18 protein-coding genes are annotated in these 22028 nt (G+C 70.3%); 11 read left to right on the forward strand and 7 right to left on the reverse strand.

Annotation, left to right across the window (positions count from 1 at the left end; genetic code table 11):
• Positions 1-240: 240 nt before the first annotated feature.
• Together treZ and AB0H49_RS33720 are read left to right on the forward strand one after the other, a co-directional pair.
• Positions 241-1986: a malto-oligosyltrehalose trehalohydrolase gene (treZ, locus tag AB0H49_RS33715; protein WP_357256974.1), complete on the forward strand. Its 1746-nt coding sequence runs from the start codon at positions 241-243 to the stop codon at positions 1984-1986.
• A gap of 84 nt (positions 1987-2070) precedes the next feature.
• Positions 2071-3291, forward strand: a complete 1221-nt coding sequence (locus AB0H49_RS33720) for a serine hydrolase domain-containing protein (RefSeq protein ID WP_357256976.1) — start codon at positions 2071-2073, stop codon at positions 3289-3291.
• 121 nt (positions 3292-3412) lie between these two features.
• Here AB0H49_RS33720 and ilvA read toward each other — a convergent pair whose 3' ends face one another.
• Together ilvA and AB0H49_RS33730 are read right to left on the reverse strand one after the other, a co-directional pair.
• Positions 3413-4768 (reverse strand): threonine ammonia-lyase IlvA, encoded by a 1356-nt coding sequence (ilvA, locus tag AB0H49_RS33725; protein ID WP_357256978.1) that lies wholly within the window; start codon positions 4766-4768, stop codon positions 3413-3415.
• Positions 4769-4831: 63 nt separating this feature from the next.
• Positions 4832-5266 (reverse strand): nitroreductase family deazaflavin-dependent oxidoreductase, encoded by a 435-nt coding sequence (locus AB0H49_RS33730; protein WP_355004344.1) that lies wholly within the window; start codon positions 5264-5266, stop codon positions 4832-4834.
• 87 nt (positions 5267-5353) lie between these two features.
• Here AB0H49_RS33730 and AB0H49_RS33735 point away from each other — a divergent pair, with 87 nt between their 5' ends.
• The gene (locus AB0H49_RS33735) at positions 5354-5590 is read left to right on the forward strand and encodes a hypothetical protein (RefSeq protein WP_357256980.1); all 237 of its coding nucleotides are present in this window, start codon (positions 5354-5356) and stop codon (positions 5588-5590) included.
• 120 nt (positions 5591-5710) lie between these two features.
• Here AB0H49_RS33735 and AB0H49_RS33740 read toward each other — a convergent pair whose 3' ends face one another.
• Positions 5711-8437 carry an AAA family ATPase gene (locus AB0H49_RS33740; protein WP_357256982.1) on the reverse strand — a complete coding sequence of 909 codons (2727 nt, stop codon included), beginning with the start codon at positions 8435-8437 and terminating at the stop codon, positions 5711-5713.
• Between the two features lie 126 nt (positions 8438-8563).
• On the opposite strand from AB0H49_RS33740, the gene AB0H49_RS33745 reads away from it, so the two are divergent.
• The 4 genes from AB0H49_RS33745 (at position 8564) to AB0H49_RS33760 (ending at position 11859) form a co-directional block, all read left to right on the forward strand.
• Complete coding sequence (locus AB0H49_RS33745) at positions 8564-8920, forward strand: nuclear transport factor 2 family protein (RefSeq protein WP_141812651.1); 357 nt, start codon at positions 8564-8566, stop codon at positions 8918-8920.
• Positions 8921-8957: 37 nt separating this feature from the next.
• A complete protein-coding gene (locus AB0H49_RS33750; RefSeq protein ID WP_357256984.1) occupies positions 8958-9380 on the forward strand; it encodes a hypothetical protein in 423 nt (140 codons plus the stop codon).
• 165 nt (positions 9381-9545) lie between these two features.
• Positions 9546-10361, forward strand: coding sequence for a methyltransferase domain-containing protein (locus AB0H49_RS33755; protein ID WP_357256986.1), 816 nt, complete (start codon positions 9546-9548; stop codon positions 10359-10361).
• Positions 10362-10551: 190 nt separating this feature from the next.
• On the forward strand, positions 10552-11859 hold the full coding sequence (locus AB0H49_RS33760; RefSeq protein WP_357256988.1) for a DUF2235 domain-containing protein: 1308 nt from the start codon (positions 10552-10554) through the stop codon (positions 11857-11859).
• On the opposite strand, the gene treY is transcribed toward AB0H49_RS33760, so the two are convergent.
• The 3 genes from treY to AB0H49_RS33775 all read right to left on the reverse strand — a co-directional run bounded on the left by treY (position 11812) and on the right by AB0H49_RS33775 (position 16989).
• Positions 11812-14262, reverse strand: coding sequence for a malto-oligosyltrehalose synthase (gene treY / locus AB0H49_RS33765; protein ID WP_355004338.1), 2451 nt, complete (start codon positions 14260-14262; stop codon positions 11812-11814). The genes AB0H49_RS33760 and treY overlap by 48 nt on opposite strands.
• Positions 14259-16379, reverse strand: coding sequence for a glycogen debranching protein GlgX (gene glgX / locus AB0H49_RS33770; RefSeq protein ID WP_357256991.1), 2121 nt, complete (start codon positions 16377-16379; stop codon positions 14259-14261). Before glgX ends, treY begins: the two co-directional genes overlap by 4 nt.
• A gap of 76 nt (positions 16380-16455) precedes the next feature.
• Positions 16456-16989, reverse strand: coding sequence for a cupin domain-containing protein (locus tag AB0H49_RS33775; RefSeq protein WP_357256993.1), 534 nt, complete (start codon positions 16987-16989; stop codon positions 16456-16458).
• A 29-nt stretch (positions 16990-17018) separates the two neighbouring features.
• Here AB0H49_RS33775 and AB0H49_RS33780 point away from each other — a divergent pair, with 29 nt between their 5' ends.
• Positions 17019-17462 (forward strand): MarR family winged helix-turn-helix transcriptional regulator, encoded by a 444-nt coding sequence (locus AB0H49_RS33780; RefSeq protein ID WP_357256994.1) that lies wholly within the window; start codon positions 17019-17021, stop codon positions 17460-17462.
• A 72-nt stretch (positions 17463-17534) separates the two neighbouring features.
• On the opposite strand, the gene AB0H49_RS33785 is transcribed toward AB0H49_RS33780, so the two are convergent.
• The gene (locus tag AB0H49_RS33785) at positions 17535-18473 is read right to left on the reverse strand and encodes a helix-turn-helix domain-containing GNAT family N-acetyltransferase (protein ID WP_357256996.1); all 939 of its coding nucleotides are present in this window, start codon (positions 18471-18473) and stop codon (positions 17535-17537) included.
• A gap of 140 nt (positions 18474-18613) precedes the next feature.
• Here AB0H49_RS33785 and AB0H49_RS33790 point away from each other — a divergent pair, with 140 nt between their 5' ends.
• The 3 genes from AB0H49_RS33790 to bioD are packed head-to-tail and all read left to right on the forward strand — an operon-like array spanning position 18614 to position 21758.
• The gene (locus AB0H49_RS33790; RefSeq protein ID WP_357256998.1) at positions 18614-19906 is read left to right on the forward strand and encodes an adenosylmethionine--8-amino-7-oxononanoate transaminase; all 1293 of its coding nucleotides are present in this window, start codon (positions 18614-18616) and stop codon (positions 19904-19906) included.
• Positions 19907-19932: 26 nt separating this feature from the next.
• Entirely contained in the window at positions 19933-21087 is a 1155-nt protein-coding gene (locus AB0H49_RS33795; RefSeq protein WP_357257000.1) for an 8-amino-7-oxononanoate synthase, read from the forward strand.
• Entirely contained in the window at positions 21084-21758 is a 675-nt protein-coding gene (gene bioD, locus AB0H49_RS33800; RefSeq protein WP_357257002.1) for a dethiobiotin synthase, read from the forward strand. Before AB0H49_RS33795 ends, bioD begins: the two co-directional genes overlap by 4 nt.
• Positions 21759-22028 lie beyond the last annotated feature (270 nt).

Raw genomic sequence — 22028 nt, forward strand, 5'->3', positions numbered from 1 at the left:
GCCATTGCGCTGGAAGGCCGCGGCCCCACTCCGTTTCGAAGGACCGGCCCCAGTGCGCTCGATGGGCGCCGCGCCGATGCCGCTCGATGGGCGCCGCGCCGGTGCTGCTCGCCGCGCCGGTGCTGCTCGCCGCGCCGGTGCTGCTCGCCGCGCCGGTGCCGCTCGACGGACGCCGCGCCGGTGCCGCTCGGCGGCCTCGCCGAGATGAGCCGGTATCGCCCGGCGTGCGATGCTGGCGCGGTGACTGTCTTCGAGGTGTGGGCGCCCAAGGCCGGCACGGTGCGGCTCGAGCTCGACGGCGACGTGCACCCGATGGGGGGCTCCGCCGACGGCTGGTGGCGCGTCGAGCGGGACGCGGCCGACGGCGCGCGGTACGGATACCTGCTCGACGACGATCCCACCGTGCTGCCCGACCCGCGCTCGGCCCGTCAGCCGGACGGCGTGCATGGACGCTCCGCGCTGCACACGCTGGATCCGGGCGGGTGGACCGACCGGGACTGGACCGGACGGCCGCTGGCGGGATCGGTCTTCTACGAACTGCACATCGGCGCGTTCACTCCCGAGGGCACCTTCGACGCGGCGATCGGACGCTTGGACCACCTCGTCGACCTGGGCGTCACCGTGGTGGAGCTGATGCCGGTCAACGCCTTCGACGGCACCCACAACTGGGGCTACGACGGCGTGCTCTGGTACGCGGTGCAGGAGAGCTACGGCGGGCCGGACGGGCTGCAACGGTTCGTGAACGCCTGTCACACGCGCGGTTTGGCGGTCTGCCTCGACGTCGTCTACAACCACCTCGGGCCGTCCGGCAACTATCTGCCCCGCTTCGGTCCCTACCTCACCGAAGGCCGCAACACGTGGGGGCTCAGCCTCAACCTGGACGGTCCCGCCTCGGACGAGGTGCGCCGCTACATCATCGGCAACGCGCTGCGCTGGTTGCGCGACTTCCACATCGACGCGCTGCGGCTGGACGCGGTGCACGCCTTGGTCGACCGCACCGCCACCCATCTGCTCGCCGAGCTGGCCGCCGAGACCGAACGCCTCGCCGCGCACGTGCGCAGGCCGCTGACCTTGATCGCGGAGAGCGATCTCAACGACCCGCGGCTGATCACGGCGCGCGCGGCAGGCGGCCACGGGCTGACCGGGCAGTGGAACGACGACCTGCACCACGCCGTGCACGCCGCGGTCTCCGGCGAGCGGCAGGGCTACTACGCCGATTTCGGTTCGATGGCCTGTCTGGCACGGACGCTGACGCACGGCTTCTTCCACGCGGGCACGTTCTCCAGCTTCCGCGGCCGCGTCCACGGTCGCCCGCTGGATCGTTCCGTGGTCCCCGGTTCGGCGCTGCTCGCCTACACCTGCACCCACGATCAGGTCGGCAACCGGGCGCTGGGCGACCGGCCGAGCGCCTACCTGACCGACGGCCAGCTCGCCGTCAAGGCGGCGCTGGTGCTGTGCTCGGCGTACACCCCGATGCTGTTCATGGGCGAGGAATGGGGCGCGCGCACGCCGTTTCAGTTCTTCACCTCGCACACCGACCCGCAGATCGGCGCGGCCACCGCGGCCGGACGCAAGGAGGAGTTCGCCGAGCACGGCTGGCCCAGCGAGGACGTGCCCGACCCGCAGGACCCCGCCACCTTCCACCGATCCAAGCTGGACTGGTCCGAACTCGCCGATCCCGCCCGGGCCAGGCTGCTCGCCTGCTACCGGGCCCTGCTCGCGATCCGCAGGGCGCACCCGGATCTCACCGATTCGTCGCTGCCACACGTACGGGTGGACTACGATGAACGGTCCCGATGGCTCGTACTGCACCGCGGGACGCTGCACCTGGTGTGCAACCTCTCCGAAGACCCGGTGCGGGTGCCGGTAACCGGGTTCTCGCTGCTGTCCTGGGAGCCGCCGACCGAAGGGCCAACGGGCACAACGATTCCCGCGCACTCGTTCGCGCTGCTCGCCGACTCGCCCCCGGCCGCGAAAGCGCCGTGACCGCACCGAATCCCGGATAACGGTCCGCCAACTGTCCGGGACAGGCCCATTGCCCGGTTTGTCCGTCGCCATTACCGTGGAGTGATGAGCAACGTGGCTTCAGTCAGCGGCAGCGCCGCCGCCGAATTCGGACCGCTGGTACGCGCTTTCACCAGGGCGTTCGGAAATCGTCGCGGCGCGGGTGGCGCGTTGGCGGTGCATTTGAACGGCGAACCCCTTGTCGACATCTGCACCGGCACCGCGGGCGAGGGGGTCTGGACTCGCGAAACCGGCTCGATCATCTTCTCCGCGACCAAGGGCATCACCGCCACCGTCATCCACCGGCTCGCCGACCGCGGACTACTCGACTACAACGCTCCCGTCGCCGAGTACTGGCCCGCGTTCGCCGCCAACGGCAAGGGCGGCATCACGGTGCGGCAGGTGATGACGCACAGCGCGGGCCTCTCGGCGCTGGCACCGATCGCGAAGAGCCCCGACGACATCCTCGACCACGAGCTCATGGAGCGGCGCTTGGCCGCCGCCAAACCCGATGGAAAACTGGGCGTGCCGACCTATCACGCGCTGACCTATGGCTGGCTGCTCGCGGGCATCGCCCGCGGGATCACCGGCAAGAGCATGGGCGAGTTGTTCCGCACCGAGGTGTCCGAGCCGCTCGGCATCGACGGGCTGCACCTGGGTCTGCCGCCCGCCGAGTCGGCCACCGTGTACGCGCCGCTGGCGGGCAGCCAGCTCAGCCTGCTCGGCAAACCGCTCGGCGCCCTCTTGCTCGGCCGCAGCCACCTCATTCCCGGTGCGTTGGGCGCGGCGACCCGCTGCCTGTTCCTGCCCGGGTTGCACGCCATCCTGGAGGGCGACGGACCGTCGATCCTGCGCACCGAACTGCCCGCGGGCAACGGCGTGGCCACCGCGTCCGCGCTCGCCACCATGTACGGCTCGGTCGCGAGCGGTCGGACGCCGGGCGGCCTGCCGTTCCTGTCACCCGCGACGATCAGGGAACTGAGCAAGGTGCGCACCTACCGCCTCGACCACGCGCTGTTCTACGCGCCGATGATGTGGCATCTCGGCTACCACTCGCTGCCGATGCCCGGCGCTCGCGGCGGCCTCGGCCACATCGGGCTCGGCGGCTCGTTCGGCTGGGCCGAACCGCGCATGGGCCTCTCGGTCGGTTTCGTGCACAACCGGCTCTCGGCCGGTCAGCTGGGCGTGGACCAGTTCTCGGCCATGTGGCTGTTGCCGCTGATCCTCAACTGCCTGCGCGCCACCCGGCGGGTCACGCTCGACGAGACGCGCGACGCGGCGGCCTGACCGACGCGGCTTCGCGTCGGCGAATGGAACGACGGTCGGCCCGCGCGAGCCGGTGTGGTCGGCCGACCGCCGCGAGCGACCGGCCGTCCCCGCTCTGGAGCGGACAGAGCGGGGCAGGGTGTCAGGTCAGATACCGGTAGGCCGGTGAACCGGGCTCCAGCCGCTCGCACTGGATGGGGGAGGCGGCCATCCGCTCCAGCACCGACTCCAGACCGTCCGGCGTGCCGAGTTCGATGCCGACCAGCGCGGCCCCGGTCTCCCGGTTGTTGCGCTTGACGTACTCGAACAGGGTGATGTCGTCGTCCGGGCCGAGCACCTCGTTGAGGAAGCGGCGCAGCGCGCCGGGCTCCTGCGGGAAGTCGACGAGGAAGTAGTGCTTCAGGCCGCGGTGCACCAGCGAGCGTTCGATGATCTCGCCGTAGCGCGAGACGTCGTTGTTGCCGCCCGACACCAGGCACACCACCGTCGAGCCCGGCGTGACGTCGACCTCGGCGAGCGCGGCCACCGCGAGCGCGCCCGCGGGTTCGGCGATGATGCCCTCGTTCTGGTACAGGTCGAGCATGGTGGTGCAGATCGCGCCCTCGTCGACCTGGAGCAGACGGAAAGCGCCTGCGCCGCTGCGGGATTCGGTCGCGGTCAGTAACGGCAGCGAGCCGTGCGAGACGACCCGCCCGCCGAAGCCCGCGACCGCGGCGTAGGGCACCGCGCCGATCCTGCGCACCGCGGCGCCGTCGACGAACGGGTCGATCTCCGGCAGCGTCACCGGTCCGCCCGCGACCAGTGCCGCGGTCATCGAGGCCGCGCCCGCCGGTTCGGCGCCGAGGATGCCGGTCTGCGGCGCGCGCTCGCGCAGGTAGGTGCCGACACCGGCCAGGCAGCCGCCGCCGCCCACCGGAACGACCACGAGGTCGGGCGCGGCGCCGAGCTGCTCGAGGATCTCGGCGGCGATGGTGCCCTGGCCCGCGGCGGTGCGCGGGTCGTCGAACGGGGGAACCATGGTCGCGCCGGTGCGCTCGACGTCGGCGGCCGCGGCCGCCGCGGCGGCGTCGTAGGTCTCGCCGACCGCGATCAGCTCGACGAACTCGCCGCCGTGCACCCGGATCCGGTCGCGCTTCTGCTTCGGGGTGGTGGTCGGCACGTAGATGCGGCCGGTGATGCCCATGGCCTGGCAGGCGTAGGCGACGCCCTGGGCGTGGTTGCCCGCGCTGGCGGCGACAACGCCCGCGGCCCGCTCCTCGGCGCTGAGCTGGACGATGAGGTTGTAGGCCCCGCGCAGCTTGTAGGAGCGCACGGCGGAGAGGTCCTCGCGCTTGAGGTAGACCTGCGCGCCCGTCAGCGCGGATAGCCGCGGGCTGAGCTGGAGCGGGGTCGGGTCGATAATGTCGGCAATTCGCTTGGCGGCGGCATCGATCTCGTCCGCGCTCAGTGCGGGACGGGCGGCGGACAAGTGATCGATCACATCAAGCGGATTGGACACTCGAAATATGCTGCCACCCGCCGCGACGCAAGTGCGCGGCGGGTGGGGCACTCGCTGGTCGGATCAGCGCGGGGTGAGCACGAAAACGGGGATCTGGCGGGTCGTCTTCGTCTGATAGTTGGCGTAATCGGGCCACACCTCGACGGCGCGGTCCCACCACACCCGCTTCTCCTCGCCGAAGACCTCGCGCGCGGTGTAGTCCTTGCTGACCTCGCCGTCGCGCAGTTCGACGTGCGGTTCGGCCTTGATGTTGTAGTACCAGACCGGGTGCTTGGGCGCGCCGCCCAGTGAGGCGACCACGGCGTACTCGCCGTCGTGCTCCACCCGCATCAGCGGGGTCTTGCGGAGCTTCCCGGTCTTGGCGCCCTTGGTGGTGAGCAGGATGACGGGCTTGCCCATCATCGACGTGCCCTTGGTACCGCCGGACTTCTCGTAGGTCTCCGCCTGCTTACGGGCCCAGTCGGATGTGCTCGGTGCGTACTCTCCGGAAAGTGGCATACGAGCGGCAACACCGCACCGGCTACCGGTGTTCCCGGGCGGAAATGTTCGGTGGCCCGAAATTCACGTTCCGTATATCCTGATGGCATGGCAACGGCTCACCCCACCAGCGTGGACATCGCGGGCACCGCGTGGCCCGTGTACAAGCTCGAGGCGCTGGCCGCCGGGCTGGTGGCCGGTGCGCTGCTCCTGCTGATCACCGGCGTCCCGCAGGTCGCCGTGCTGGCCGCCGCCGCGGTCGCGGCTCTGCGCTGGACCGTCGGTCACGTGACGGCGCGGCGGGGGACTGCGATCCGCCGCCCCCGGGAGCTGGCCACGCACTGATCGCGCGGCGCCCGCGGTAGCTCTCCGCTCTCGATCGAGTTCGGCCGTCGGTGGCGCATCGGTCTCGGTGGTCCACGCCCGGTGAGTACCTGGCTCGATCGGCGTCTCCGCCGCTACGAATCAGTCCCCGCCCAACGGCAACGCCGCCAGTTCCCCGCGCGAGACGACACCGAGCTTCGGATACGCCTTGTATAGGTGATGGCCGACCGTTCGCGGGCTCAAGAACAGCTGCGCGGCGATGTCCCGATTCGTCATTCCCTGCGCCGCGAGCCGCACGATCTGCAATTCCTGCGGGGTGAGCGCGGCGAGCACCCCCGATCCGGCCCGAGCCGCCGCCCCGACGCCGAGCGCGCCGAGTTCCGCGCGGGCGCGCTCGGCCCACGGCGCGGCGTCCAAGCGCTCGAAGATCTCCAACGCCGGTTGCAGCTGACTCCTGGCGTCCACCTTGCGGCGGTTGCGGCGCAGCCACTCCCCGTAGAGCAGCTGCGTGCGGGCGCGCTCGAACGGACGGCCACCGAGCTCGAGCGAGGCGCGGAAATGCTCCTCGGCCTCCGCGTCCGGACCGAGCAGGGCGCGAGCGCGTGCGGCGAGCGCGGCGACCCAATCCTGGCGCGAGGCCGCGGCCCAGTGCTCGAGCCGGTCCAGCGCGTCGCCTGCCCGGGCCGGGTCCCCGAGCCGCACCGCCGCTTCTACGAGATCGGGTAGCGAGCGCAGTCCGATGACCATGTGCCGGGACGGTTCCTCGGTCAGCGACTCGAGCCGTGCGATAGCGCTGTCCACCCGGCCGAGCCCGAGATCGAGCATGCCGAGCGCCGCGTGTGCCCAGCTGGCGCCCGGCGCGTCGGCGCCGCCGAACCGCTCGGCCAGCGCGTGCTCGGCCGCCGCGCGGCAGTCCGCTTCCCGGCCACCGAGGGCCGCCAGATAGGCGAGCATGGCCGAGAGCTGGCCGACCCAATGGTCCTGCCCGGTGTCTTGCGCGATTCGCGCCCCTTCGGTCGCGATGACCAGCGCCTCGCGCGGTCGGCCGAGGAAGCACTCGGCTTCGGAGTGGAAGAACAGCAGCGTCGGCAGCGGGCCGATCCTGCCCTCGTCGCGACATGTCGCGACCAACTCGTCCGCCAGTTCCGCCACCTGCTCGTCCTGTCCGACCACGAGACCGACGCCGGACAACTGCACCAGGTCGCGCACGTCCGCGCCCGTGGCGCGGGCCTTGTCGGCCGCCGCGCGCAGGTCGACGTGGAACCGCCCGTGCACGCCGTCGAGCACGTACGCGGTGGTGTGCGCCAGCGAATCGTCTTGCGGCAGCGGCAGTGTGGCCAGGCGCCGGGTGACCTCGTCGAGTTCGTCGGCGCCCAGATACCACGCGGTGTGTATCGCGACCATCAGGATGCGCGCCGCGAGCAGCGGTTCCCCTGGCGCCGAGTCGGCCGCCGCGACCAGCCGCCGGTGCGCCGGAAGTCGTTTGCCCGCACCGAATTCCGCGAGGCCGCGAACCAGGTCGAGGCGCGCGGCGAGCAGCGGGTCGGCGGTCTGTGTCACCGCGCGCTCGGCCAGCCGGTCCGCCAGCTCGTACATGCCCGTCTCGCCCGCGGTTTCGGCGGCGAGCACCAGCCTGCCCACCCGCGCCGTGGGGTCGGTGCTGAGCGTGGCCGCGCGCTCGTAGGCGGCCACCGCGCCGTGATAGCCGTTGCGGGCGCGCGCCCGATCGGCGGTAGCGGCCAGCGCGGCGGCGATGGCTTCGTCCGGGCCGGTGGCGGCCGAAGCCAGATGCCAGGCGCGCAGGTCGGCGTCCTCGGGTGCGGTGAGCGTCGCGGCGAGCGCGCCGTGCGCGGCGAGCCGCTGGGCGAGCGGCGCGCCCTGATAGATCGCCGAACGCAGCAGCGGATGACGGAAGGTGAGCGTGCGGCCGTCGGTGTGCACCAGGTCGTCGTCCTCGGCGGGCTGTAGATCGGCGGGACCGGCGCCGAGGGTCGCCGCCGCCCGCAGCACCGGATCGATCTCGGCCGCGCCCGCCGCCGCGGCGATCAGCAGCAGGGTCCGCGTTGCCGCGGGCAGCCTGCTGACCCGGCCGTGGAAGGCGACCTGAAGCCGCTGGGTGAGCGGCAGCGGATTCGGCCCGGAGTCGGCGGACTCGGCGGCCAGCACCGCGGGAAGTTCGCGCAGTGCCAGCGGGTTGCCGCCCGCCTCGGTGAGCAGCCGGTAGCGCAGCGCGGGGGCGAGATCCGGTGCGTCCGCGTCCACCAGCGCGGCGGCCGCGTCCTGGCGCAGCGCGGGCACGAGCAGCTCCGGCAGACCGGGCGCCGGGAAATCGTTCGCGCCCGCGCGGGTCGCGAAGATCATCGCGACGCCTTCCGCGTCCAGGCGGCGCGCGGCGAAGAGCAGAGTCTCCGCGGTCGCGCGGTCCAGCCAGTGCGCGTCGTCGATCAGACACAGCAGCGGTCCGTCGGCCGCCTCCTCCGCCAACAGCGAGAGCACCGCCAAGCCGATGAGCAGCCGGTCGCCGGGTTCCTGCGCTCCGAGCCCGAACGCGCCGAGCAACGCCGCGCGCTGTCGCTCGGGCAGCGTGTCCGCCAGCGCCATGCCGGGCCGGACCATCAGGTGCAGTCCAGCGAAGGGCAGCTCGGCCTCCGACTCGACACCCGCGCTGCGCACCGACGGAATACCTTGTGCCGCAGCGTAATCGAGTAGCGCAGTCTTGCCGATACCCGGTTCGCCGCGCAGCACGAGGACGCCGCTGCGCCCCGCCCGTGCGTCGGCGAGCAGTCGATCGATGCGGGCCTGTTCGGCCTCGCGTCCGTGCAGCATCCGTTCACCGTATCGGTCACCGACGTGCGGTACGTAGGTCATCGGTCGCGGTATGTAGGTCATCGGTCGCGGAAAGTACCTATAGGTGACTGATTCGGCGACCCCTCGCCCCGCCATACCTTGTTCTCACAGCGCAACACAGCGCAGGGAAATACAAGGGAGACAACGATGAACGACCTGGTCGCGCAGTACCTGGAGATCTGGAACACCACCGACGCCGCCGCCCGCTCGGCCGCCATCGCCCGGGTCTTCACCGACGAGCCGCGCTACGTCGACCCGCTCATGGCCGTCACCGGGCGCGAGGCGCTGGACGCGGGGATCGCCGCGGTGCAGGCGCAGTTCCCCGGCATGGTGTTCCGCTTGGCGGGCCCGGTCGACGGACACCACGACCAGGTGCGCTTCACCTGGGAGCTGGGTCCGGCCGATGGTCCCGCGCTGGTGGTCGGCTTCGACGTCGCGGTGCTCGACCAGGGCCGCATCGCCGACGTGTACGGCTTCCTCGACAAGGTCCCCGCCGCCGCCTGATCCTCCCGAAAATCGCTATCCAGAAAAGAGATTCGTCATGACCACCACCACCGCCCCCGGTTACCTGTCCACCCTGCTCGCCCCCGGCGACAAGCTGCTGCGGACCTCGCTGCGCTTGGACGCGGTGATCACCGGAGCGAACGGAATCGCCTACCTGGCCCTGTCCGGCCCGCTCGAGTCGCTGCTCGGCCTCGACCGGGGCCTCAGCCTCGCGATCGGCGTCTTCCTCACCCTCTACGGCCTCGGCGTCGCGGTGATCGGGTCGACGAAGTCGATCAACCCCGTCGCCGCCCGCGCGGTGATCGGCCTGAACGCCGCCTGGGTCCTGGTCAGCCTGGCCGCGCTCGCCGAGGGCGCGCTCGACTTGAACCTCGTCGGCTCGGTCTGGACGGTCATGCAGGCCGCGACGGTCGGCGGCTTCGCGGCCCTCCAGTACCTGGGTCTGCGCAAGACTCGGTGACGCCGAACCTCTCTCCGACAACAGCATCGACCACCGCACGGCCCCGGCGACCCGCCGGGGCCGTCGCCTTGTGCGTCCGCACACGCCTCGAAGACGATAGCCGCGCAGATCAGCGAGGGTTTCGGATCCGGCAGGACGGGCGTCGAGGCGGGTAGCGTCGGACGCATGACAGAGGGACCTGTGGAAGCTCCGTCTTTTCACTCGGATCGGATCGACGCCGATCGGATCGATGAGCTGATCGAGATCCTCGACTTGCAGGCCGACCTGCCCGGCATCCGCCGGATGCGGCAGTGGGCGCACGAGGCGCTCGCGGTCCGCGCGGGGGAGCGGACCCTCGACATCGGGGCGGGCACCGGATCGGAGGCGCTGGTCTTCGCCGAGCGGGTGGGCGCCGAGGGCGCGGCGGTCGGCCTGGATCCGAACCCCGCGATGCTGGCCATCGCGCGGCGGCGGGCCGAGGTCGCCGGGTCGTCCGCGCGGTTCGTGCACGGCTCGGTCTATCACCTGCCGTTTCCGGACGCGTCCTTCGACGCGGTCCGCTGCGAGCGCGTCTACCAGCATCTCGACGATCCCGCCGCGGCCACCGCCGAAATCGCCAGGGTGCTGCGCCCCGGCGGCCGAGTCCTGCTGATCGACAGCGACTGGTACACCGCTATCACCCACCCGGGCGATCCGGCCGTCGTCGAGGCGCTCGGCACCGCGATGCTCGCGGACGTCCCCAACCCCGCGTCCGGCCGTAGGCTGCGCGGACTGCTGGCGGGCCAGGGTCTCGTCATCGACGATCAGGGATCCGAGGCGGTGATCTGGGATCCGGTGACCGCGCGACCGCTTTACCAGCAGATGAACGAGCAAGCGTCGAGATACGGCACCGTCACCGCCGAGGAGTTCGAGCGGTTTCTCGCCGACCTGGACGCGGGCATCGAGCGCGGCGACTTCCACCTGTCGGTGACGATGTTCGCGGTGCTCGCCCACAAGCCGTGACCGTGTCGCGTGTTCGGATATAGCGAGCGTCTAACTACTGTCGGCGCCATGCCGTCGCGCTTCGGGAAAGCGGCCCTCGTCGTCGGAAGAGGTCGGCGACAGCGGCGCCGTGTCAGGCGACCCGGCTCGGCTCCGCGTAGCGCGCACGCGAAAAATTCCGGATCGACCGGGGTATCTTCGTCGAAACGCATTGAAAGACAGCGTTTTCATTAACGGGGTCGGGCGCGGGGGCGATGATTCGAGTAGTCCAGTACGCGGGTTTCCGACGCGAATTCGAGGGGAGAATTTCGCCATGAAACGCCTGGTGGTGTGTTGCGACGGCACGTGGAAAGCCGAGAACAGCAGCACGGTATCCAACATCGTCAAAATCGCACAGACCGTCCGCATGGAGGCCGCGGGCCCCGACGGGCAGCCGATCCGCCAGCACGTGATCTACGTATCCGGGCCCGGCGCACGGGGTTTCACCGCCGACCGGCTGTTCGGCGGCGCCTTCGGCTTGGGTCTGGAGGCGAACCTGTCCGCCGCCTACTGGCAGATCGCCGTCAACTGGGAGCCCGGCGACGAGCTCTACATCTTCGGCTTCAGCCGCGGCGCGTACACCGCGCGCAGCCTGGTCGGCCTGATCGACTGCATCGGCATCATGAAACCCGGCTCGATGATCGCCGGGCACTACCCGAAGGCCTTCAAGATGTACCGCCGCCGCGGCCGCAAGAAGCCGATGTGGTGGCGCACGCCGCCCACCGACCAGCACCTGCGCGACTTCCGTCGCGAGCACAGCCATCGCAGGCGGGTCATCGACTTCATCGGCGTGTTCGACACCGTCGGCGCGCTCGGCGTCCCCGGCCTGACCTCGTGGCGGCACCGCTTCCACGACGTCAAGCTCTCGCCACGGGTGCTGTGCGCACGACAAGCCCTCGCCATCGACGAACGGCGGCGCAACTTCGAGCCCTGCCTCTGGGAGGTGCCGGTCGAACTCGGCATCAAATATCGCCGGATCAAGGACCGCAAGGCCGACCGCGTCAAGCAGGTCTGGTTCGAGGGCGTGCACAGCGACATCGGCGGCGGCTACGCCCAGTGCGGGCTGTCCGACATCACGCTGCGCTGGATGGTCGCCGAGGCGGAGGCCGAGGGCCTCGTGTTCAACACCGAACTGCTCGAGGAGCTTTCGGCCAAGTGCGCGGGGCAGGAGAACCACATGGAGCGGCACAAGTCGTGCGGGCCCGGCTACACCCTGCTGAACGTGGTGCGGACCCTCCGAAGCCCGCTGCGGGCGCGGTTCTACTGGAACTCCCTGCGCCGCCTGCGGGTGGAGACCGACAACGGCGTCCTGCTCGCCTCGACGGTGCACGACAAGGGCGAATACCGGCCCTACAACCTGCGGCGCTGGCAGGAGGACCTGGGCGGCGAGTTCCCGGCCGAGCTGATCGAAAAGATCAGCCCGCTCGATGCCTCAACGCACCAGCAGGGCGACGGGGAGCCGAGCGAACAGCTTCTCTAGGCGCGCCCTGCCCTGGAAGGTGTGGCCGGTGAGCCGGTCGGTCCAGTTGCCCTGCGGCAGGTCGAGCGCGGTATCGCCCCAGCCGGTGTCGGTGAGGCCGACACTGTGCCTGGTGGCCGCGACGATCACTTCGGGCGCCTCGCCGACTCGGGCGCGCGCGTAGGACACCAGCCGGGCGGCTTGCTCACCGGTGGCGAACAGCGGCAGGTAGGCGCCGCCGACGAAGCAGTCGGGGCGCTCCCTGCGCAGCCACAGCGCGTAGGCGACGATCCACATCTTCGCCGCGCCGGAGGTGTCCAAAGCCGGTGTGCCGGTGAGCGATTGCAACATGCCTGTGCGCGCGGGGAAGTCGACGGGGCGGCGGTTGTCCGGGTCGACCAGCGAGTCCTCCCACAGCTCGCAGCCCTGGTACAGGTCGGGGATACCCGGACCGCACAGCTGAAGCAGCTTCTGCGACAACGCGTCCGACCAGGCGTGCGGCGCCAGATCGTGCACCAGATCACTGAGCTCCGCGCCGACCGGTCCGTCGATCACCGCATCCATCCACGCGTGCACGGCCGCCTCGAACTCGCCGTCCGGCTCCTCCCACGAGGTGCGGGTGCCCGCCTCGCGCATCGCCTTCTCGGCGAACAGGTGCAGCCGCTCGCGCAGTCCCGGCACCGAGGAGGCCGGGCGGCCGTCGGCGGGCCAGACACCGAACATGTTCTGCAACAGGAAGAGCGCCGTCGCGCCGTCCGGTGCGGGCGTCTTGTCCATCCAGGTCTCGACCGACCGAGCCCAGGTCCTCGCGACCTGGGAGAGCACCCCGATCCTGGCGCGCACGTCCTCGCCGCGCTTGGTGTCGTGGGTGGACAGCGTGGTCATCGTGGCGGGCCAGCGCTGCGCGCGTTCGACGTTGGCGAGATGGAACTCGTTGAGCGAGTGGCCGAATCGGGCCGGATTGCCGCCCACCTCTTGTAGCGAGACCAGCCGGGCCGCCTGGTAGAACATGGTGTCCTCGACGGCCTTCGCGGTGATCGCGCCGCACACCTGGTGGAAACGGGCGGCCGCCTCCGCGTCGGCGGCGAGCGCGCTCACCAGCACGTTCAGCGGCGCGGTGAGCTCGCTGTTGCGCTTCTCCACCTCGGCGATCACCGCACCGGTCATGCCGGCCAGCGGCGCGTAGTCGGCGCGGTAGACCGGCATGAAGGCGAGCACCTCGATGGTGGCGTTGGTCAGCGCCATGGTGTCGAAGCTGTCCGCTCGCGCGTCGCGTTTGATCGCGCCGACCAGCCGCCGAATCTCCGGCGCCAGAATGCTTTCGGCGACGGCGCGTTTGATCCGGTGCTCGGTCTCGCCGATCCAGGCGCGGTCGCTGCCGTGTCCGGCGAAGCGGCGCGACAGCTCGGTCAACGTCTGTTCGCCGTCGGGATCGATGAGCACGCCGCCGAGACCGGCCAGCGCGTCGTAGCCGGTGGTGCCGTCGATGGGCAGCGTCGCATCCAGCGGTTCACGGTTGGCCAGGATCTTCTCCACCAGCAGCAGCCGCTGCGGGCCGATCAGCTGGCGCAGGCGGCTCAAATACGCCGCGGGATAGGACAATCCGTCCGGATGATCCACCCGGACGCCGTCGATAAGGTCGTGTTCGCACCAGGCCGCGAGTTCGCGGTGGGTGAGGTCGAAGACCTCCGGGTCCTCCTGGCGCACCGCCGCCAGGCTGCTCACCGCGAAGAACCGCCGGTAGGTGCAGAGTCCGGCTTTCCAGCTCACCAGGCGGTAGTGCTGCTTGTCGTGGATGCGCAGCGCGTTGTCGCCGTCGGTGCCCGGCGCGATCGGGAAACGCAGATCGTGCAGCGCCAGCATCGGTTCCGGGCCGGAGCGATCCACGGTCAGCGCGGCGGGATCGTTCTCGCTCTGCAACACCGGCAGCGCCAGCCGGCCGCCCGCGCCGTTGCCCGGGCTCCAGTCGATGTCGAAGAACCGCGCGAACGGCGAATCCTTGCCGTTGCGCAGCACGTCCCACCACCACGGGTTCTGCCGCGGATCGGCGACACCGACGTGGTTGGGCACCAGGTCCACGATCAGTCCCATGCCCCTGGTGCGCACCTCGTCGGAGAGCGCCTTGAGCCCGAGCGGGCCGCCGAGCGCCGCCGAGACGGTGCTGGGATCGGTGACGTCGTAGCCGTGCGTGGACCCGTGCGTCGCGGTCAGGATCGGCGACAGGTACAGGTGCGAGATGCCGAGCTGCTGAAGGTATTCCGCGATCGCTCTGGCGTCGGCGAAGGTGAGCGCGTCGGGGCGCAGTTGCAGCCGGTAGGTGCTGCGCACGGTGGTCTGCCGCGCGAGCGCGCGCCCGCGGGCGATGGGGTCGGTGTGGTGTGTCTCGATCGGTGCGTTCGATGCGGTCATGTGCGTGTCGGTCATGCGGGGCAGCGGAGGACGAGCAGACAACGGGCAGGGACGGAGATCGTGGCGGCGGCCGGATAGGTGGCCTCGGCTCGGCCGTCGGCCGACGAGCAGTCCAGCGCCACCGTCCACGGTCCTCCGTAATCGGTGCCGGGCAAGGCGAAATCGAGGGCCGAGTCGTGGGCGTTGAAGCACAGCAGGAACGAATCGTCGGTGATGCGTTCACCGCGCGGTCCCGGCTCGGGAATGCCCTGGCCGTTCAGATAGACCATGAGCGCTTTGGCGAAACCGCTCTCCCAGTCCGCGGCGGTCATCTCCGCACCGGCGGGCGTCAGCCAGGCGATGTCGCCGGCTCGGTCCTTGGCGCGAATCGGTTGTCCCGCGAGGAATCTGCGGCGGCGGAAGACGGGATGCTCGGTGCGCAGCGCGATGACCGAGCGGGTGAACGCGAGCAGATCGGCGTTGGTCTCGGCCAGCGACCAGTCCATCCAGGCCAGCGGCGAATCCTGGCAGTACACATTGTTGTTGCCCAGCTGGCTGCGGCCCATCTCGTCGCCGTGGGCCAGCATCGGGGTGCCCTGGCTCAGCACCAGCGTGGCCAGCATGTTGCGGGTCTGCTTGGCGCGCAGGGCGTTGATCTCCGGATCGTCGGTCGGGCCCTCGACGCCGCAGTTCCACGACCGGTTGTAGCTCTCGCCGTCGCGATTGCCCTCACCGTTGGCATCGTTGTGCTTCTCGTTGTAGGACACCAGGTCCCGCAGCGTGAAACCGTCGTGCGCGGTGACGAAATTGATGCTGGCGCTCGGCCTGCGGCCGGTGGCTTCGTACAGATCCGAGGAGCCAGCGAGCCGAGAGGCGAACTCGCCCAGGGTGGCCGGTTCCCCGCGCCAGTAGTCGCGGACGGTGTCGCGGTACTTGCCGTTCCACTCCGTCCACAGCCCGGGGAAGTTGCCCACCTGGTAGCCGCCCTCGCCGACGTCCCACGGCTCGGCGATCAGCTTGACCTGGCTGACCACCGGATCCTGTTGCACCAGATCGAAGAACGTGGACAGCCGGTCCACGTCGTGCAGTTCGCGGGCCAGGGTGGCGGCCAGATCGAAGCGGAAACCGTCGACGTGCATGTCCAGGATCCAGTACCGCAGCGAGTCCATGATCAGCTGCAAGGTGTGCGGATGCCGGACGTTGAGGCTGTTGCCGGTGCCGGTGTAGTCCATGTAGCGGCCCGGATCACCGTCCAGCAGACGGTAATACGCGGCGTTGTCGATACCGCGGAAGCCCAGCGTCGGTCCGAGGTGGTTGCCCTCGGCGGTGTGGTTGTAGACCACGTCGAGGATCACCTCGATACCCTCGGCGTGCAGCGCGCGCACCATCGCCTTGAACTCGGTCACCGCCGCGCCGCCGCGCGGACTCGCCGCGTACTCGTTGTGCGGCGCCAGATAGCCGAAGCTGTTGTAGCCCCAGTAGTTTCGCAAGCCCTGGTCGAGCAGCACCCGGTCGTGCAGGAATTGGTGCACCGGCATCAGCTCGATCGCGGTGATGCCGAGGCTCTTCAAATGCTCGACGATCGCCGGGTGCGCGATGCCCGCGTAGGTGCCGCGCAGTTCCTCCGGCACCTCGGGGTGCGTCATCGTCATGCCCTTGACGTGCGCCTCGTAGATGACCGTCTCGTGGTAGGGCCGGTTCGGCGCGCGGTCGGCGCCCCAGTCGAAGAACGGGTTGATGACGACGCCGGTCATGGTGTGGCCCAGCGAATCCAGGCCGTGGGTATAGAGGGAGGGGTCGTTGTCGAACTCGCCGTCGAAGGCCTTGCCGTACGGGTCCAGCAGCAGTTTGCTCGGATCGCAGCGCAGACCGCGGTCCGGGTCGTAGGGACCGTGCACGCGGAAGCCGTAGCGCTGACCGGGGCCGATCGTCGGCAGGTAGGCGTGCCAGACGTAGCCGTCCACCTCGTCGAGCGCGATTCTCGTCTCGCCGCCGTCCTTGGCGATCAGGCACAGCTCGACGGATTCGGCGATCTCGGAGAAGACCGAGAAGTTGGTGCCCGCGCCGTCGTAGGTCGCCCCGAGAGGGTAGGCGGTGCCTGGCCAGACACCTAATGGGGTCACCTCACCGGGCGCTGCGTCGGGCTGAGCCATGGCAACGACAGTAGCGTGAGGCATTTGCCGGGTCGGCGCACGGCCGTACTCCTCGCCGCGACACTGCGTGCCCCTCTCATTCAGCGGACAACCAGCGGCGCTCGTAACCGAGCCGCCGCGCGACCCGCGCCAGCCCGCCGAGCAGTGCGCGTTGCGGCCGAGCGGGGATGCCCGCGAGGTAACCGTCCTGGTAGTCCCACAGCAGCGCCAGCGCCAGCGGGTCGCGCGGAACCCGTCCCGCGGTGGTCTTGCCCGCCGCGTCGAGAGCACGCCAGAGCCGGAACATCTCCCAGTGCCGCAGCGGCGGGCGGATCTCGTGCTCGAACCGGGTGTCGGGGGCCTCGCTCCAGAACTCGTGCACGGCGCGCGGCGGGGCGGTCACCGTGTCGCCGGGATCGGCGACGATCTCGACGCCGTCGACGCGAAACCGCAGGCGGCCTTCCCGCACGGTCCAACTCTCGGCCAGCACGGGATGCCAGTGCGGTCCCGCCTGCCGCTCGACCTTTCGCACCAGGTGTTCCAGTCGCAGGTACGGCCCCAGCTCGTCGATCCCGCGATCGACGAGGGTGACTCGATGGCCGTTGGCGAAGGAGAGGACGGTATCGCGCATAACTCAGATATAAAGGTAACCTTTGTATTATGTCAACGGCCGATACCTTGCTGAAGCTGCTCGTCCAGGCGACCCGTTCCTACGAAACAGCGTTGAACCGTGAGCTACGCGCCGAACTCGACCCCGAGCTGCGACCGGCGCACTACGCCGTCTTCCGTCATCTGGATCCCGAAGGCTCGCGCGTCACGGCGTTGGCAGAGGCGGCGGGCATGACCCAGCAGTCGATGGGGGAGCTGGTGACGCACCTCGAGCGTTGCGGTTATGTCGAGCGGACGGTCGATCCCGCCGACCGTCGCGCCCGAATCGTCGTCACCACCGCGGCGGGCCGCCGCGCGCTCGCTCTCGCCGCCGACCGAATCGCGGGGATCGAGCGGATGCTCGCGGACGAACTCGGAGACGACGCACTTCGAGCGCTGCGGACGTCTTTGGCCAGGGTGCCGGGATTGATCGATAGCGATGTGCGGGAGGCGTAAGTCGGCAGAGTGATCGGGTCCGCGGTAGCGACGGTCGAACTGTCGAGCCGCAGGGCACGGTGTCGGAGCGAACTACGCCGGAGTGAGCGGCCGCCGCCAGGTCTGGCCGACCAAATCCTTGCCGAAACTGTGGTGCGGCGCCGATTCGACGAGCTCGAATCCCGCGCGTTCGTAGATGCGGCGCGCTGCGGTGAGAACGTCGTTGGTCCACAACACCATCTCGTGGTAGCCGACCTCCGTCGCGAAGCGCAGGCATTCCGCGACCAGCCCGGCGCCGACGCCGAGCCCGCGGGCGCTCGGGTCCACGAGCAGCAGGCGGAGGCGGGCGGTGGTCTCGCTGTCGGCTACGCAGAAAACGCAGCCCACCGGCACCCCGCCGCACTCGGCGATCCACGCGCGCTCGCGTCGATCATCGTGCCCGGCAAGGAAATTCGCGACGATCTCGGCGACCAGCGCCTCGTACCGGATGTCCCAGCCGTACTCCGCGGCGTACAAGGCGGCATTGCGCTGGATCACCCAGCCGTAGTCGCCGGGCAGCGGCGCGCGCAGCGTGAACTGCCGCGCGGCGGGTTCGGCCGGACGGTCGAGCAGGCGCTGGATGGTGCGCATCGCGTCGACGAGCCGGGCCCGGTCGCCGGGCGGGTGCGCCGCGAGCAGCTTGCCCACGTCGGCCCCGGAGCGTTGGTTCAGCACCGCGAAGGCGGCCCGTCCCTTGTCGGTGAGCCGGACCTCTTGGCGGCGGGCGTCGCTGCTGGAACGCCCGCTCTCGATCAGCCCGCGGTTCTTGAATCGGGTCAGGATCCGGCTCAGGTAGCCGGGGTCCAGGTCCAGCGCGTGGCGCAGCCGGACCGCTTCGGTGGAACCGGTGGTCGCCAGTTCGAACAGGACTCGCGCCTCGGTCAGGGAGAACTCCGTGTCCACGAGTCGCTCGGCGAGCACGCCGATGACCCGCGTGTAATGGCGGTTGAACTCGCGCACGGCGGCGATGTCGGTGGGAAGGACGGCGGTCACGAGGGCTCCAATCGTTGACTGAGTCAAACAATATCCGGAATCGGTCGCGGCCGGGAGAATTCCCGGACTCCGGTCGGATCGACAGAGCTCGACTGGTAACTTGAACACCGTTCAAGCCCGTCGAACCGGGAGGAATTCCTGTGGCACTGACCCCCGACGAGATCACCGCCATCGACGCCGAACACGTCTGGCATCCCTACGGCGGATTCCCGGCTTCGACGCCGCCGCTCGTGGTGGCCGAGGCGTCCGGCGCGCGGCTCACCCTGGCCGACGGCCGCGAACTCGTCGACGGCATGAGCTCGTGGTGGGCGGCCGTGCACGGCTATCGGCACCCGGTGCTCGACGCCGCGTTGCTCGCGCAGTCGCGGCGGATGGGCCACGTCATGTTCGGCGGGCTCACCCACGAACCGGCCGCGCGCCTGTCCCAGCTGCTGGTCGAGCACACACCCGCTGGGTTGGAGAAAGTCTTCCTATGCGACTCCGGCTCGGTCTCGGTCGAGGTCGCCACCAAGATGTGTCTGCAGTATTGGCGCAGTGTCGGCAAACCCGAGAAGCGGCGCCTGCTCACCTGGCGCGGCGGCTACCACGGCGACACCTTCACCCCGATGAGCGTGTGCGACCCCGAGGGCGGCATGCACTCGCTGTGGACCGACGTCCTCGTCGAACAGATCTTCGTCCCGGCGCCGCCGCGCGACCATCGCGCCGACTACGTCGCCGAACTGGAACGCGCGATCACCGCGCACGCCGGCGAACTCGCGGCCGTCATCGTGGAACCGGTCGTCCAGGGCGCGGGCGGTATGCGCTGGCACGACCCGCGCTACCTCGCCGACCTGCGCCGCCTCTGCGACGCCAACGACGTGCTGCTCGTCTTCGACGAGATCGCCACCGGCTTCGGTCGCACCGGCGAGTTGTTCGCGGCCGACCACGCTGGCGTCGCCCCCGACGTCATGTGCGTCGGCAAGGCGCTGACCGGCGGCTACCTGACGCTGGCCGCGACACTGTGCACCGCGCGCATCGCCGAGACCATCAGCGCGGCGCACGGCGGGCTGATGCACGGACCCACCTTCATGGGCAACCCGTTGGCTTGCGCGGTGGCCGTCGCGTCGATCGAGCTGCTGCTCTCGCGCGATTGGCGTGGCGAGGTGGCGCGGATCGAATCCGAACTCGTCGCGGGCTTGGCCCCCGCGCGGGAGTTGCCCGGCGTCGCGGACGTCCGGGTGCTCGGCGCGATCGGCGTCGTCGAACTCGAACGGTCGGTCGACATGCGCGCCGCCACCGCGGCCGCAGTCGACGCAGGCGTCTGGCTGCGGCCGTTCCGGAACCTCATCTACACCATGCCGCCGTTCATCAGCGGCACCGAGGAAGTCGCCACGATCACCTCGGGAGTGTGCGCGGCGGCCGCGGCGCACATCCCGGCCGGGCTCCCATCCTGAACGGTGTTCAAGTATGCTGCGGAGCTGTGACTACCGATCCGTTGAGCTGGTTGGACGAACGGGCCGCAGAGCGGGTGACCGCCGGATTGCGCCGGGAGCTCCGGCCGCGGGATCCGCACTCGCCGTCGATCGATCTGGCCTCCAATGACTATCTCGGCCTCACCAAGCACCCCGAGGTGATCGAGGGCGCGATCGAGGCCGTGCGGCGCTGGGGCGCGGGTTCCACCGGCTCGCGACTGGTCACCGGGACCACCGCCGATCACGAGCGCTTGGAAGCCGAACTCGCCGAATTCGTCGGCGCCGAGGCGGGTCTCGTGTTCGCCTCCGGCTACGCCGCCAACCTCGGCGCGGTCACCGCGCTCGCCGGACGCGGCGCGTTGATCGTCTCCGACGCGGGCAGTCACGCGTCGCTCGTCGACGCCTGCCGCCTCTCCCGCGCCAGGGTGGAGATCGCACCGCACTGTGATGTCGAGGCCGTGCACCGGCTGCTCGCAGCGCGCACCGAGGAGCGCGCGCTCGTTCTCACCGATTCCGTCTTCAGCGCCGATGGCGACTTGGCCCCGCTGGCCGAGCTGCACCGGGTGACCCGCGCGAACGGCGCGGTCCTCGTCGTCGACGAGGCGCACGGGCTCGGGGTCCGGAGTAAGGGAGGCCGCGGGCTCGTCCACGAACTCGGCCTCGCGGGCGAGCCGGATGTCGTCGTGACGGCGACGCTGTCCAAGGCCTTCGCCGCCCAGGGCGGCGCGGTGCTCGCCAGCGAACGGGTCCGCGCGCACCTCATCGACGCCGCGCGCACCTTCATCTTCGACACCGGTCTCGCGCCCGCCGCCGTCGGCGCCGCCCGCGCGGCCCTCGGGCTACTACGCCGCGAGCCCGCGATGGCGACGCGTGTGCTGGACCGTGCGGCCGACATCGCGCGGATCGCGGGTGTGCCCGCGCCGGACTCGGCGGTCGTCTCCGTGGTGCTCGGCGAGGCGCAGGTGGCCTACGACGCGGCCCAGGAATGTCGCGCGCGTGGACTGGACGTCGGCTGCTTCCGTCCGCCGTCGGTACCGGAGGGCACCTCGCGACTGCGGCTCACCGCCCGCGCCAACCTCACCGGTGCGGAGCTCGCCACCATCGCCGAGGTGCTCGGCTCGGTGCTGGCCGAGGCGCGCGGACTGGACGTGGTGCCCGCGTGAGTCTGTTGCTGGTCACCGGAACCTCGACCGATGTCGGGAAGACCGTCGTCACCGCCGCGCTTGCCGCGACGGCGCGCGCGGCGGGACTGTCGGTCGCGGTATGCAAGCCCGCCCAAACCGGCATCGCGCCCGGCGAACCCGGCGACCTCGCCGAGGTCGAGCGGCTGGCCGGTCCGGTCAAGACGCTCGAACTCGCCCGCTACCCGGAGCCGCTCGCACCGGACACCGCGGCCCTTCGCTGCGGCCAACCGCTGCTGACGCTGAAGGAGACCGCCGCCGCCGTGCGCTCGCTGGACGACGCGGACCTCACCTTGGTCGAGGGCGCGGGCGGGCTGTTGGTGCGGGTCGGCGAGTTCACCCTGGTGGATCTCGCGCGTGAACTCGACGGGCCCGTGGTCGTCGTAGCGGCCGCGGGCCTCGGCACCCTCAATCACAGCGAGCTGACCGTCCGTGCGCTGGAGTCGGCGGGGGTCCGCTGCGCCGGCCTGGTGATCGGGGCATGGCCCGCCGAGCCGGATCTCGCCGCCGAATGCAACCGAACCGACCTTCCGCGCGTGACGGGTGTCGACGTGGTCGGCGTCGTACCGGCGGGCGCGGGTAGTTGGGATCAGGAGCGGTTCGTCGCGACGGCGCCGGAATGGTTCGTTCCGGGGTGGTCCGCGCTCCGCTGAGCGTGCGTCTCGCCGTGTCCATTCCGCGTTAAGTGTCGGTTTACCGCTTCTACCAGCGGATTTGACATCGTGCTCATCGCTACGTAACTTTATCCAAGTCAGAGCGACACGGACACCGACCCGGAGCCGAGACGCCAAGCCGAAAGGCTGAGCGTGGACCGGGAAACGAGGTAGTACGAGGAGCGCCTGGCGGTCACACTAGCTCGATTGGGACCCCGATTTGGTTTCGGGTTACTGGCCGCGCTAAGCTGTAAAAGTTGCCTCACCGAT

Origin of the sequence: Nocardia sp. NPDC050713, from assembly GCF_040654315.1 — a bacterium.
Classification (GTDB): Bacteria; Actinomycetota; Actinomycetes; order Mycobacteriales; family Mycobacteriaceae; genus Nocardia.